Origin of the sequence: Sporomusa sphaeroides DSM 2875 (assembly GCF_001941975.2) — a bacterium.
Taxonomy (GTDB): domain Bacteria; phylum Bacillota; class Negativicutes; order Sporomusales; family Sporomusaceae; genus Sporomusa; species Sporomusa sphaeroides.
In genome coordinates, this window is the sequence record NZ_CP146991.1 from 2,291,109 (window position 1) to 2,305,014 (window position 13,906).

Here is a 13,906-nt window from a genome sequence, read left to right on the forward strand (position 1 = left end):
GCGAATTCAGGCGTGTGCGGAAACACGCTATATTGTTTGCTCTTGCAGCAGCTTTTCGTTAATATACACCTGAACACGCACCTGGCCGATGCCTTCAACTGTTTTTTCCACTCGCGCACCAGGTTTGTGCGCGCCTTCATAAACAATCCGGCGTCCGTTGGTGTCGGTGACGACGATTTGCAGCTGCTGGCGGGACGGGCCGTCAGGTACGGTTACCTGCACCACTGCCCGCTTGACTGCGCCTGGTACTCCTTTGGCAACAGAAAAATCAACGGTTGTGCCTTCCGCTACTTCGGTAGCCGGTGGCGGATTTTGGCTGACAATGGTTCCCGGCGGATATTTATCATTTGGTGTTTCGGTTACATTCCCCTGCTTGAGTTTTAGGCTCTCGAGCTGAGTGGCAACGGTGTCTAACAATGATCCCTGGAAATCAGGCAACACTACTTTTTTCGGTTCAGCACCTTTGCTTATTACAATATCAATGGCTGTGCCTTTTTCTATTTGTGCCGGTGGCCGCGGATTCTGGCCGATAACGGTATCCTGTGCAGCATCTGGGGAAAATTGTTCGTCAATCCGGCCTAATTTAAGGCCGTAATTTTTAATTTGCAGTTCCGCATCCCGGCGGTTAAGACCACGTAAGTCAGGGACACCAATAATTTCGCCGCCCTTACTGACAATGATCGTTATCATGCGCTGCTCTTTCACTGTTGTTCCCGCTTCAGGCTGCTGGGAAATAACATAGCCTTCCGGCACTTTGTCACTGAAAGCATCTGAAACCGAAACCCTGAGATTCTGGCTGGTGATAATATTTTTCGCCGCCTCGGCCTGTTTGCCGACGACATTGGGAACAGTAACCTCACTTAGGCTCCAAAATTTGCCAAAACCCAAAAAGGCAGCAAGTGCTGAGCCAATTAATAAGAAGAATAATACTGCCCATAGCCAGATTTTAGGCCGTTTTTTCCCGTTTGAATGAGGCAGCCGGGAGTCTGCCTGCGCTGATCCCTGCGGCCGTTCGTGTTCTGCCGGTGATGTAATTTGCGGCAATATCTGGGTGGGAAAATCATTGCGGGATAATCTGCGGGTACGGTCATCACTTAAATAATTCTGCGCCATGGTAAAATCGGCAATCATCTCACCGATATCACTAAACCTGGCTGCCGGATCTTTATGTATTGCTTTCATTATAATAGCTTCAACCAATGGTGGTATTTCCGGATTTAATTCACGGGGCGGCTTAGGGTCTTCCTGTATGTGTTTTAGTGCAATACTAATTGGCGATTCACCGGCAAATGGAACATGGCCTGTCAGCATTTCATAGAGCACGATGCCCAGAGAGTAGATGTCGGATTTAGCACCAACAGCAGAACCTTTGGCTTGCTCGGGCGAAAAATAATGCACTGAGCCGATAATGGTACCGGAGTTAGTCATAGTAGAAGAAGTAACTGCTCTGGCAATGCCAAAGTCGGTTACTTTTATCCGCCCTGACCGGGTGACTAAAATATTATGCGGTTTGATATCGCAGTGAACCAAATTATTCTGGTGAGCGTGCTCAAGCGCTTCTGCTATTTCGATAGCAATACGCACGGCTGTTTCTACCGGCAGCGGTGCTTCGCGCTCAATTTTATCCTTCAATGTTTCCCCGGAGATGTATTCCATGATAATGTAGTAGGCTTGTTCATCAAGACCAACATCGTAGATGTTAACGATATTAGGGTGAGAAAGCCGGGCTGCAGCCTGCGCTTCCCGCCGGAAACGGCTGACGAATTCTTCGTCATCAGTAAACTGGGAACGCAGCACTTTAACAGCTACTGAACGGTCCAGCAGTTTGTCATGGGCGCGGTATACATCGGCCATGCCGCCGCCGCCAATTCGTTCTAATATTGTATAACGATCATCAAGTGTGCGATTGAGCATCAGTTCCCTCCCCCCTAACGTAATGCCTGTACAAATATTTGCCGGGCCGCGGGTGCGGCAAAGGCACCGCCTGAACCGGCATTTTCAATAATCACGGCTACCGCAATTTGCGGGTTGTCAGCCGGAGCAAAGCCAATAAACCAGGCATGTGATGCGCCATGGGGATTTTCGGCTGTACCGGTCTTGCCGGCAACCTCAATACCGCGCAGCGCAGCTCTGCTACCTGTTCCTTTATTTACCACAGTTACCATCATAGCGGCAACCTGACCGGCAATTTTGGCATCCACCGGCGACAGCCATTTTTCCGGTGAAGTTTCTTTGAGCACAGTGCCGTCAGGAGCCGTAACTCTTTGCACTAGATATGGTTTCATTATAGTTCCCTTGTTGGCAAAGGTCGATACCAGCATCGCCATGCTAAGCGGTGTGACTAACAGACTTCCCTGACCTATGCCGGTTTGGGCTAAATCGCCGTCACTTAACTTGGAAAAAGCAGGCAGCCTGCCGGCACTTACCGGAATATCGCCTGTAGGCGGCTGAGCCAAACCATAGCGCTCATAGTGTTTAGCCATCTTATCCCGCCCCAAATCCAGTGCTAACTGACCAAAAGTAACGTTGCAGGATACAGCCAGCGCTTGCTCTAACGTCACTTTGCCATGCGCCTGGTGATCGACTTCCGGCAGTGTATAATCTGAACCGATTTTTAGTGAACCGGTACAAGTAAACTGCTGGTTGACATTGGCCGCCCGCTCAGCCAAGGCAGCTTCGGCTACCAGCACCTTGATGATGGAGCCTGGCGGGTATAGCCCTTGGGTAGCCCGGTTAAGCAAGGGGCTGCCCACTGCCTGTGAAAGGGTATCCCAGTTAGCTGCAAGCGTATTGGGATCAAAACCGGGGCGGCTGACCATAGCCAATATGGCACCAGTTTGCGGCGATATGGCAACAATTGCGCCGCGTCTGTTACCCAGTGCCTGATAAGCAGCTTGCTGCAGCCTGGCATCAAGTGTGAGGGTAATAGTGTTGCCTGCACTGCTGGTAAATAACTGGCTGACTGCACCTAACCGCCGTTCAGGATTTATTTGACCTGACAGGTAGCCGTCATAACTGCTTTCAAGACCGGTTTTGCCATACTTGGGATGGTCATAGCCCACAATATGGGCAAATAATGTATCATATGGGTATTCCCGCTGATACTCTTTTTGTGCCGACCGTTTGCTTACAGCCAGCACGTTTCCCTGACTATCGACAATCTGGCCGCGCTCCACTTTGAGGGAGGCTTCAGCTGTGCGACGGTTAAGCGGGTGAAAGGCAAGACTGTTGCCTGCAATAACTTGCAGATATGTCACATAGCCAAACAGCAGCACCAGCAGACCGACCAAAAACAGCGCGGCTTGCCGGATACTCCGGCGGATTGCCTGATGTGGAAGCTTTTTATGATTATTCATTGGGTGCTGTCGCCTCCGATATGGCAAATAACATACCCAGCAGGATAAAGCTTGAGACCATGGAGCTGCCGCCATAACTGATCAGTGGCAGGGTTATGCCGGTCAGCGGTAAAAACTTAGTGACACCACCAATAATGATAAAAACCTGCAGTGCTGTAAGGACTCCTAAACCACCGGCCAGCAGCATGGTAAATGGAGTCGGCGAGATTAACGCCGCGCGAAAAGCCCGGTAGACAATAAGCATATAAGCAAGCATTACGGCAGTCGTACCCATTAGCCCCAACTCTTCACCAATAGCGGCAAAGATGAAATCAGTGTGTACTTCCGGTATGATAGTGGGATAACCGAATGTCAGGCCGCTGCCAAGAATACCGCCTGAGCCTAGAGCAAACAGCGACTGAACAATCTGATATGCTTGGCCGGTAGGGTCGGCCCAGGGATTGGCCCAAATATCAATTCTGGTCTGAACATGAGGAAATAGCAGATAGCACACCGTTGAACCAGCAAAAAACAAACCAAGTGCCAATACTACATAATTTAGTCTGCCGCTTGCCATATAAACCATGGTTACCGTTGTGCCAAAATACAACAAAGCTGAACCTAAGTCACGCTGGACAATAAGCATAGCCATGGTTAAACCCCACAAGGCCAATAAAGGGGCGATAAAACGCGGATGAGGCAAAGTAAACGGACCGTAGTGTCTGGTGGCAAATGTTAAAAGTTGACGTCTTTCGCTTAAGTAAGCGGCTAAAAATATAATAATCAGCAATTTGGCAAACTCGGAAGGCTGAAATCTTACCGGACCTAGGATAATCCAGTTTTTGTTGCCACCGATGTCTACGCCAAACAGGATAGTGATGATCAATAATGCAACACCGGTTATACCACACAGGTACTTATATTTAGCGATAGCATCGGCTTGGCGAAAACATGCCGCCGTAACGACAAAGGCCACCAGCCCTATCGCTAACCAGATAACTTGCGGAATAAATAAATCAGGACGAAGTCTTATAATAAGTGTTAGCCCGATAGATGCTAAAAATACGGCTAACGGCAATATTAACGGATCGGCAGCAGTGCAAAAACGGCGAACAAGTAATGATGCTGTCATACACAAGCCGATTAACCCAACGATAATACTAAGTATTTGGTAAGTAAATTGCTGGTTTGACAGGGTAACTGCAAGGTACCCGTTGATTAAAATGACACCAGTCAGTAGGAGTAGTCCAAATTCAGCTTGTTTTACCTGCTTCATATAAGCTAACCCTTATATTGCACGAGAATAGCTGTAATATTGTCATAGCCGCCGGCATCCCGTGCTTGCTCTACCAGGGTATTGACAATCGTCTGCGGCTGGTCTAGCTGTGTGCAAATCCTTAGTATAACTTCTTCGCTAAGCATATTGGTTAATCCATCAGTGCATAGCAACAAACTATCGCCAGGCTGCCAGGAAAATCTGCCTGAATCTATGCATATGGTATCACTGGTGCCCACAGCCCTTGTCAAAATATTGCGGTGCGGGTGAACCAGTGCTTCCTCACTGGTGATGTTGCCGCTTTGCACCAGTTCCCAAACAAGTGAATGGTCGCTGGTTATTTGCTGTAATATGCTGTCCCTGATTAAATACAATCTGCTATCCCCGACATGGCTCCAGCATATCTCAGTACCGTCAGCATATATGGCAGTAACGGTAGTCCCCATACCCTGACATTCGCTTTTGTTCTGGGACATCTGGTAAACAATGCAATTGGCTTTGTCAATTGCTTCTTTTAATACCTGTTCCCAGTTGGCAGGTTGTTCAATTTTCTGGATATGTTCCTGGATAGTACTGGCTCCAAGGCTACTGGCAATCTCCCCCGCAACATGTCCACCCATGCCGTCGGCAACTACAAACAAGTGTGGCGGCGAAAAAACATAACTATCTTCATTGATTTTGCGTACCATACCAATGTCTGACTGTGCAAATGCCAGCATGGAAATCACCTCTCAAACGTAAGAGTAACCGCTCCAATCTGTATTACATCTCCATCCGCTAAAGCAATTTCTTCTTCAATCGGTTGGCCGTTAACGAGCGTGCCGTTTGTGCTGCTTAAATCAGCTAACAGATAGTTATGCTTCGATTTGGAGATGCAGGCATGCTCATGTGAAACAAAACTATCATTAATTACTAAATCATTATGCTCACTGCGTCCTATTGTTAAACTGTCGCTTATGACAAAACTGGTTTGTGACAGCAAGGCTTGCTTGTCGGCAATAACTACAAGCCTGGGCGGCGGTGTATCACTACCGGCTGCCGCCTGCAGTTCAGAACTGACCAAAACAGTATTCTTCACCGGATCTGACAAGCCTGTCAAATCCTTGACTGCAATTTTTATTACATGGTACAAAAAGTAATAGAGCAGTATCACCAGGCTATACTGCAAGGCTATTACAACAATATTAAACACCTGCATTTTTCCGGGCAATTCTACTTCACCTCATACAAAATCACAGTGTTCCCCACTTTTACTCTGTCACCGCTTTTCAACTGCTTGTGGGTAATACGCTGGTTGCCGACATAAGTGCCGTTAAGACTTTTGGCATCGTGAATAACATGAGAGTTCTCTTCATACACAATATATGCGTGCAGACGTGAGGTATTCATGTCTGTCAGCGGCAGTTCATTTGTATTACGGCGACCAATGTTTATCCGGTTAACAGTGCAGTCAATTTTTAACCCGGCATCCAATCCGTCAATTACGGTCAATAAGCCATGTAAAAGCTGCTGTGGCGGGCGGGTTAGGAGCATGGGCTCCATTTTGTCGAATATCCTGGTATCGCCGGCATCAGGGATAGCGTCAAGCTGGTTGTCACTTTCTTCGGCGGGAGCTTCGGTGAAACTTGACGTAATCCTGAACTCCTGTTTGCTTAATTGTTCATCAGCAAAGAGTTCGATTTGAGGGCAGCCAGCCATAGTATAACCTTTACTGCGGCTTTCTTGGCTCAAATACATCGATAATTCACCACACACGGCTGGCGCACAAGGCTCCAGCCGTTCGTAGTCTTCCTGGTTTATATAGACCGCGTAGTGGTTTGGCACATAAACGCAGGATACGCCAACCGTACGCTCATCTTCCATTTTCCTGGCCAATTGCTTGGCAATTTCAGCCGGTTGCAGGCTGCTGGAAAACTGCTTATTAAAGAACCCTTCGATATATTTTTCAAAAAAATTTTCGATATTGCGAACAATTTTCAAATATAACACTCCTGCTAAGCACTTAAATCTTTCATTCTGCTCCGGCATCCGCTTTTGCTAAAATTTAGCGTACAGGACGCATTTCCTTTATTATACGCGATATTGCTGAGCTAGTCAAAATTAACCATTATCTAAAATTATTTTGTGGCGCAATTGGCCGCAAGCGGCATCAATATCTGTTCCCATCTCGCGTCTGACAGTTACATTAATATGCTGCGCCTTTAACAGTTGCTCAAATCTAACGACCTCAGCCGGCGAAGGACGGAGTAATCCCCGTTCAGGCACCGGGTTAATGGGAATTAGATTGACGTTAGCCAACCGACCTTTTAACAGAACCGCCAATTCGGCAGCCTGTGACGGCTGGTCATTAATGCCGGCAATCAAAGTATATTCATAAGTGGCACGTCTGCCTGTGGCAGCAGAATAGCGGTCACCTGCCGCCAGCACTTGTTCGAGCGGATAACGCTTGTTAATCGGCATAAGTCTGGTTCGCAGTTCATTAGTAGGTGCATGTAATGAGATTGACAGCGTGAGCGGTAATGATTCCTGGGATAATCTGTCAATTTCAGGAACAAGTCCGGAAGTTGACAAGGTTATACTGCGGTAACTCAGATTCAGGCAGTAGGCTTCATGGATAAGCCGAATAAAACGCAGCACGTTATCATAATTTGCCAAAGGCTCTCCTGAACCCATAATAACAATAGAGTCTACCTTTTGTTGTTCAAGTGTTAACAGTTCCTGGATATACAGCACCTGAGCGAGTATTTCTCCGCCGGTAAGGTTTCGGGCTAACCCTCCTAAGGTGGATGCACAAAAAGTACAGCCCATAGCACAGCCAACCTGAGTGGATATGCAAACGCTATTGCCATAAGGTTGACGCATAAGAACTGTTTCGACAGCCATATCATCAGGAAAGGCCAGCAAAAACTTGCTTGTCCGTCCATCGCCCGAGTGTTGAACCGCCTTTTGCCGAAGCTGGGTAATGGTAAATTGGTCATCAAGCTTAACTCGCTGGTCTTTAGACAAATTAGTCATGGCGCTAAAGTCACGGACATTGTGTTTATACAACCATTCGGCAATTTGCCTGGCCCGGTATGTTTCTAATCCCAAAGGCCGTATGGCCTCTGCAATCTCAGCGGCAAACAGCCCGAACAATTCTAATTTTGCTGTAGTTGTCATATTAATTACCGCCTTACTGTTGACGCGCTATACGAGCGATGAAAAAACCATCAATACTGTCGGTATGCGGCCAGAGCTGCAGCAGCTTGTCAGGACGCTTCTGGGCCGGCAGGTACTGACCTGTGGGCTCAAGACTAAAGTCAGGATGTGCACGTAAAAAATCACCAACAATATCTTGATTTTCTTCAGGCTCGGTTGTGCAGGTGCTGTATACCAGAACGCCGCCGGGCTTTACACATTGAGCGGCGCTGACTAAGATAGCAGCCTGTAATTTAGGCAGGTCGCGCAGTATTTCGGGCGATTTGCGCCAGCGGGAATCAGGTTTTCGCCGGAGCACCCCCAGACCGGAGCAAGGAGCGTCTACCAGTACTCTATCTGCCTTAAGCGGAAACATGCTGCCTAAATTTACGGCATCAAGTGCCCTGGTTTCTATATTAGTCAATGCCAGACGGGCGGCATTCTCCCGGATAAGTGCCAGTTTATGCTCATAAATATCGGTGGATAATATTTTCCCGGTATTATTCATCAGGGCAGCAATATGTGTAGTTTTGCCGCCAGGTGCGCCACAGGCATCGATGATAAATTCGCCGGGTTTTGGGTCTAAGATGTGCGCGACCAGCATGGAGCTTTCGTCCTGGACCTGGAACAGACCTTCCTGCAAGGAGGCAAGAGTACCCAGACCCGGATGTTCCTGACAGACAATTCCTTCAGGCGTCCAGGCCGACGCCTGACAGGCTACGCCTTCGCCGGCTAAGCGCTGCAGGAGTCTGTCGCGATTGATTTTGATAGTATTGGTGCGTAAGGAAAGGGGCGGTATAGTATTGTTAGTCTGGCACAAAGCTTCACAATCGGTTACACCCAGGCGTTCCACCCACCGTTCAACCAGCCATTCAGGGTGGAAATATTTTAATGCAAGGTATTTAACCGGTTGACTGTCCCGGTCGGGATACACAACTTTTTCCGGATTGCGGGCAGCATTGCGCAGCACGCCGTTAACAAACTTAACGGTACCGGCATGACCATACTTCTTTGCTAATTCTACCGACTGGTTGCAAGCGGCAGAAGCCGGTACTTTTTCAAGAAAAAACAGTTGATATATACCCAGGCGCAGGATGTTTCTAATAACAGGTGCTACTTTGGTGAGTGAACGGTTCAGATAGAGGCCGAGCAGCCAGTCCAAAGTCGCGCCTGCTTTGACAGTACCATAAACCAGTTCGGTAATAAACCTCCGGTCCTGATCAGAAAGCTGTCCCTGGGCCGTACGCCGGTTTATTTCTTTAGCAAGGGCAATGTTGGCATAGGCGCCGTTAGTTTCAACTTCATTAATTATTTTCAGCGCCACTTCCCTGGCGTCAATTTTTTTTGCGGTCATTGCTGCCACCATCTTTATTTATTATTTATGCTTCTTATTCGTAACAAAGCTTTGGAGCGCTTGTTCGACCTTTTTAAGGTCGACTTGCGTGTTGCAGCAGGGACCCTGTGGTCTGCTGTTAAGTACGCCAATGACAGGGATGGGAAAAACATCCTGAATGCCGCTTGTCAGGTCGCGTTCACAGGCAATGGCCAGTACGGCGTGCGGGCGTATTGTTTTTATTACTTTTCGCGCCAGAGTACCACCGGTTACCACTGCGATGTGAACCCCATAGTTTTCGGCAAGTGTGGTCAGGTCACCAATGGGACAAAGGCCGCAGCGGCGGCAATTGGCAACATTGCGGGTAATTTTATGCGGGCAGTCTTCATGCTGCAGGCAATGCGGGGTCATAATCAGCAGCTTACCGGACTCTACGACGATGTTCTTGTGTTTGATTAAATGGTTGCTGACCTCAATAAACGAGCGTTCAATACGTTCTTTTTCAACGTCAAAAAGCTTGCCCACACATATGGCAAGAGGAAATAACAGATTAATGGCCGACCAGGCCACTCCCTGGAACATTCCCAGGGTATTAAACCCCAAAATAGCCAGGATGATACCGATAACACCAAAGGCAGCAGCCAAAATTACCGCAGCCAAAACTACGCCGAGAATCATGGGTAAATAGCTGCTGATGTTAGCCAGGCCGGGCAGACTAACGATCCATAGACCATAACTTGAGATGGTTGCAATACATAAACTGATGAGAATAAGTATTAAAAACAGACGCTTGCGAGGACGATGAGCTACTTCAATCATACTTTCACCTTCTACTCCAATAGGTTGCCTACGGTAAGACAATAGCCGCAAACACAGTCGCTTGCTTTCATCCGTCGTTTGGATTCAGGCTGCACTTCCAATAGTTCGATTGTCCCTTTACCTGTTTCAACAACCAATCCTGTTTTGGTTATCTGGATAATTTGTCCCGGAATTGAACAGGAGTGTGAAGCGTCATGTACTCTAGTCTGCCAGATTTTCAATGATTTATTTTGATAGGTACAATACGCTCCCGGCCAGGGATTCAGGCCTCGTACGAGGTTATGTATGGCTGTTGCCGGCAGATGCCAGTCAATCCGTTCTGTGGTTCGGCACAACATTCGGGCATAGGTTGCTTCAGACTCTTGTTGTACTTCGCGCGGCGCGCTGTTTGCCGCCAGTTGCCGGAGAGTATCTGATAATACGGCTGCACCAAGGTCCTGCAATTTATCATGCAGGCTGCCGGTAGTATCTGTCGGAAGGATCGGGATTTCGGCTTTGGCAATCATGTCGCCGGTATCCATGCCGACCTCCATATACATGGTGGTAATACCGGTGGTGGTTTCTCCGTTGATGATGGCCCAGTGGATGGGCGCTGAGCCGCGATATTTGGGCAACAGTGAGGCATGTACATTAATACAGCCGTAGGCCGGCAGTTCTAACAGCTTTTTAGGCAAAAGTTGTCCAAAGGCAACGACAATAATAATATCCGGGTTAAGGGCGGCAATCTGGTTGTAGCTGTCAACAGTTTTGATGCTGGCAGGCTGCAGAACAGGCAGATTGTATGCCAGTGCAGCTTCTTTAACCGGCGAGTAGGCCAGTTTTTGACCGCGCCCTTTAGGGCGGTCAGGCTGCGTGATGACTCCGGCTACCGGATAACCTTCTTTTACAAGCATATCCAGACAAGGTACCGCAAAGTCGGGTGTGCCCATAAATACCGTACGCAATTTTCCCATTACAACTACCCCTTATGTATGGTTTTTGCCAGTTCGATAAACAAAATGCCGTTAAGATGGTCTATTTCATGTTGCAGAGCACGTGCCAGTAGGCCAGAACCGGAAATCCGGATTTTTTTGCCGCTGCGATTCAGAGCTTCCACCGTTACTGTCCCATACCTTTCTACCTCCCCATACATGCCTGGGACACTCAGACAGCCTTCTGTACCATTTTCACAGCCCTCTTTGTTAATGATTTCCGGATTAATCAGTTCGATAATGCCGTCACCAATATCGATAACTACCACTCGCATGGATACTCCCACCTGCGGAGCAGCCAGTCCGATACCATCGGCGGCATACATGGTTTCAGTCATATCGTCAAGCAATTGTTTAATTTTGCGGTCAATCTTTTCTACAGGCGCAGCAATATCTTTAAGCACTTTGTCGCCTGCCTTTTTAATTTCCATTACTGGCATGGTTTTGTACCTCCCTCTTTCCTTTCAGGCCATTAGACAAATTTTATCACAGTTTAGCAGGTGACGAAAGTGTCAAATACATGAGTCAAGCTTTGACAAAATAATTTAATGTGACGGTTAGATGACATTCACAGGGTCTACGTCAATAATCACATCTTTGCGGCTGCTAATGTGCAAAGCTGTGAACAGGCTGGTCACGGCAGCTGGATCCTTTGTTTTGATTAAAATATTAATGCGAAAGACGTCTTTTATTTTATGAACCGATGCCGGAAACGGTCCAATAATGTCGGCAGCTATTCCCGCCATTGCTTGAGCCAGTTCGACTGCCAATTTGTTAGCACTCTGGTGCACCATGATTTCGTCGGCAGCCTGTACTGTTATTTTTATCAAATTAGCAAACGGTGGATAGTTCAGTTGACGGCGAAAGGCAATCTCATGTTCATAAAATGCCGGATAATTATGCTCTGCTCCGGCAGTTATCGCATAGTGCTCGGGATTATATGTCTGCATTACTACCTGCCCGCTCTTTGCGCCGCGTCCTGCTCTCCCTGCCGCTTGCGTCAAGAGCGCAAATGTCCGTTCAGCTGCCCGGAAGTCGGGCAGATTAAGCGCAGTATCTGCCGAGATAATTCCAACTGCCGTTACATTAGGAATGTCGTGACCTTTGGCTACCATTTGTGTGCCTAACAAAATATCATACGTTCCGGCAGCGAAAGCCGCTAATATTTTATCATGTGCCATTTTGCCTCGGGTGGTGTCCTGATCCATACGCACAATTTTTGCCGCCGGAAATAATGCGGTAAGTGCCTCTTCCACCTTCTGGGTACCGGCGCCAAAATAACGGATATACCGGCTGCCGCATTCAGGACAAGTATCAGGCACAGTATGGCGTTCCTGACAGTAATGGCAGCGAAGGCTATTGCCGGGGGTGTGATATACCAGTGAAATATCACAATGTCTGCATTTGAGCACATGGCCGCATTCGCGGCACAGGACAAAGGTAGAATAGCCGCGACGGTTAAGCAGGATAACGGCTTGCTCCTTTTTTGCCAGGGCTCTGGCTAACATCTCCTGCAGTGGCAGTGAAATGACGCTGCGGCGTCCTTGTGCCAATTCCTGGCGCATATCAACAAGTGTAACTTCCGGCATTGGCACATCATCAACCCGTTTATTCATAGAGATTAACGTATGGGTGCCGTTAAGTGCCTGGAAGTAAGTTTCTATCGCCGGGGTAGCGCTGCCCAGTACCAGGGCTGCACCGGCCAGTCTGGCCCGGATTAAGGCAACCTGCCGGGCATGGTAACGGGGAGATTCTTCCTGTTTGTAAGTAAACTCATGTTCTTCATCGATAATTATTATGCCCAGATCGCGGGCAGGTGCAAATAAAGCCGAACGTGCACCAATAACAATGCCAGCCTGGCCGGACTGGAGGCGGCGCCAGGCATCGTGCCGTTCGCCGACTGATAGTTTGCTGTGGATAACAACAACATCATTGCCAAACGCTGCCCGAAAACGGGCGACAAGCTGACTGGTCAAAGCAATTTCCGGCACCAGGACAATGGCCTGGCGATTATGTCGCCGGGCTTCAGCGACAGCCTTGATATAAATAAGCGTCTTGCCGCTGCCGGTAACGCCGTGAATCAAAAAAGATTTATGCGTTCCGGCTTTAATGGCTGGAATTATTAGCTGTAAGGCGTGCTGCTGCGGTTGTGTCAATGATACCTCGGCAGCCTGCTGACAAACGCTGTCATAGCTGTTGCGGAGTACCGGTACACTGCGGCTGGTAATGAGCCCTTGTTCTGCTAATTTTTTTACAGTGGCTTGCGAAATATTAAGGTGGCGCAACTGGGGCAAGGCAAGTTCATTATTCTGCAGGAGTGCCTGCAAAAGCCGGCGCTGGGCTGCCCTGGTTTTGGGCAGCATTTGCTCAGCTTGAGCAGCAGTTTCCTTGCTGACAGCCAAGTTAATAATCGTCGTTGTACTGGCTTTGCCGCGTGTATTGACAGTATCTGCATGAATAATTAGTTTATGTTGTAAAAAAAATTTTATCATAGCATCTATGTTACCGGGAAGTTTGGCAAGATCTTTGAGACTAACCGGACCATGAGCATAAATATAGGTGAGTGCCTGGCGGTATTCCTCCGGCTTGTTGTCGAGCAGCATGGCTGCCGCTTCATAATCCATTGCGGCAGATGCCTGATAGGCTTTTTGCGTTTTTACTCCCGACAGGCCGGGAACGAACAGACGCATGGCTTCGGCCAGTGAACTGAGATAATACTGGCTTATCCATTTGGCTGTTTTCAACATATTGTCATCAAACCAGGGGTAATCATCAAGTATAGCAAGGATGGCTTTTAAGCCTTCCGTACATTCGGGTTCCACACCGACAACGAACCCTTCTACCTTCCTGTTGCCGAACGGAACTAATACACGCCAGCCGATAGTGATCTCAGGTAAGTGAGCTGGAATAATGTAGGAAAAAGGCTTAGTAATGCTGCGGGCAGGAATATTTACAATAATTTGAGCGGTGTTTGCCATTTTTTCTACACCTGGCT

General features: G+C 48.1%; 12 protein-coding genes. All 12 read right to left on the reverse strand.

Going from position 1 to position 13,906, the window contains the following annotated elements; translation table 11 throughout:
• Positions 1 to 27 precede the first annotated feature (27 nt).
• The 12 genes from pknB to priA all read right to left on the reverse strand — a co-directional run bounded on the left by pknB (position 28) and on the right by priA (position 13,889).
• Entirely contained in the window at positions 28 to 1,914 is a 1,887-nt protein-coding gene (gene pknB, locus SPSPH_RS10715) for a Stk1 family PASTA domain-containing Ser/Thr kinase (RefSeq protein WP_075755664.1), read from the reverse strand.
• A gap of 14 nt (positions 1,915 to 1,928) precedes the next feature.
• On the reverse strand, positions 1,929 to 3,356 hold the full coding sequence (locus SPSPH_RS10720; RefSeq protein WP_075755665.1) for a peptidoglycan D,D-transpeptidase FtsI family protein: 1,428 nt from the start codon (positions 3,354 to 3,356) through the stop codon (positions 1,929 to 1,931).
• Entirely contained in the window at positions 3,349 to 4,611 is a 1,263-nt protein-coding gene (locus SPSPH_RS10725) for an FtsW/RodA/SpoVE family cell cycle protein (RefSeq protein WP_075755666.1), read from the reverse strand. The genes SPSPH_RS10720 and SPSPH_RS10725 overlap by 8 nt, the downstream gene beginning before the upstream one ends.
• Positions 4,612 to 4,616: 5 nt before the next feature.
• Entirely contained in the window at positions 4,617 to 5,330 is a 714-nt protein-coding gene (locus SPSPH_RS10730; protein ID WP_075755667.1) for a Stp1/IreP family PP2C-type Ser/Thr phosphatase, read from the reverse strand.
• Positions 5,331 to 5,335: 5 nt separating this feature from the next.
• Positions 5,336 to 5,821, reverse strand: coding sequence for an FHA domain-containing protein (locus SPSPH_RS10735; RefSeq protein WP_075755668.1), 486 nt, complete (start codon positions 5,819 to 5,821; stop codon positions 5,336 to 5,338).
• 2 nt (positions 5,822 to 5,823) lie between these two features.
• Positions 5,824 to 6,591: an FhaA domain-containing protein gene (locus SPSPH_RS10740; protein ID WP_075755669.1), complete on the reverse strand. Its 768-nt coding sequence runs from the start codon at positions 6,589 to 6,591 to the stop codon at positions 5,824 to 5,826.
• Positions 6,592 to 6,711: 120 nt separating this feature from the next.
• Positions 6,712 to 7,770 (reverse strand): 23S rRNA (adenine(2503)-C(2))-methyltransferase RlmN, encoded by a 1,059-nt coding sequence (rlmN, locus tag SPSPH_RS10745; RefSeq protein WP_075755670.1) that lies wholly within the window; start codon positions 7,768 to 7,770, stop codon positions 6,712 to 6,714.
• 13 nt (positions 7,771 to 7,783) lie between these two features.
• Positions 7,784 to 9,127: a 16S rRNA (cytosine(967)-C(5))-methyltransferase RsmB gene (rsmB, locus tag SPSPH_RS10750; protein WP_075756060.1), complete on the reverse strand. Its 1,344-nt coding sequence runs from the start codon at positions 9,125 to 9,127 to the stop codon at positions 7,784 to 7,786.
• 36 nt (positions 9,128 to 9,163) lie between these two features.
• Positions 9,164 to 9,940 (reverse strand): DUF116 domain-containing protein, encoded by a 777-nt coding sequence (locus tag SPSPH_RS10755; protein ID WP_075755671.1) that lies wholly within the window; start codon positions 9,938 to 9,940, stop codon positions 9,164 to 9,166.
• Between the two features lie 11 nt (positions 9,941 to 9,951).
• Positions 9,952 to 10,893 (reverse strand): methionyl-tRNA formyltransferase, encoded by a 942-nt coding sequence (gene fmt / locus SPSPH_RS10760; protein ID WP_075755672.1) that lies wholly within the window; start codon positions 10,891 to 10,893, stop codon positions 9,952 to 9,954.
• A 5-nt stretch (positions 10,894 to 10,898) separates the two neighbouring features.
• A complete protein-coding gene (def, locus tag SPSPH_RS10765) occupies positions 10,899 to 11,351 on the reverse strand; it encodes a peptide deformylase (RefSeq protein ID WP_075755673.1) in 453 nt (150 codons plus the stop codon).
• 117 nt (positions 11,352 to 11,468) lie between these two features.
• Positions 11,469 to 13,889 carry a primosomal protein N' gene (priA, locus tag SPSPH_RS10770; RefSeq protein WP_075755674.1) on the reverse strand — a complete coding sequence of 807 codons (2,421 nt, stop codon included), beginning with the start codon at positions 13,887 to 13,889 and terminating at the stop codon, positions 11,469 to 11,471.
• Positions 13,890 to 13,906 lie beyond the last annotated feature (17 nt).

What these genes read in the sequence shown, in the direction of transcription:
- pknB (WP_075755664.1), bottom strand. Translation starts at nt 1,914, where the DNA reads ATGCTCAATCGCACACTTGATGATCGTTATACAATATTAGAACGAATT.
- SPSPH_RS10720 (WP_075755665.1), bottom strand. Translation starts at nt 3,356, where the DNA reads ATGAATAATCATAAAAAGCTTCCACATCAGGCAATCCGCCGGAGTATC.
- SPSPH_RS10725 (WP_075755666.1), bottom strand. Translation starts at nt 4,611, where the DNA reads ATGAAGCAGGTAAAACAAGCTGAATTTGGACTACTCCTACTGACTGGT.
- SPSPH_RS10730 (WP_075755667.1), bottom strand. Translation starts at nt 5,330, where the DNA reads ATGCTGGCATTTGCACAGTCAGACATTGGTATGGTACGCAAAATCAAT.
- rlmN (WP_075755670.1), bottom strand. Translation starts at nt 7,770, where the DNA reads ATGACAACTACAGCAAAATTAGAATTGTTCGGGCTGTTTGCCGCTGAG.
- SPSPH_RS10755 (WP_075755671.1), bottom strand. Translation starts at nt 9,940, where the DNA reads ATGATTGAAGTAGCTCATCGTCCTCGCAAGCGTCTGTTTTTAATACTT.
- fmt (WP_075755672.1), bottom strand. Translation starts at nt 10,893, where the DNA reads ATGGGAAAATTGCGTACGGTATTTATGGGCACACCCGACTTTGCGGTA.
- def (WP_075755673.1), bottom strand. Translation starts at nt 11,351, where the DNA reads ATGCCAGTAATGGAAATTAAAAAGGCAGGCGACAAAGTGCTTAAAGAT.
- priA (WP_075755674.1), bottom strand. Translation starts at nt 13,889, where the DNA reads ATGGCAAACACCGCTCAAATTATTGTAAATATTCCTGCCCGCAGCATT.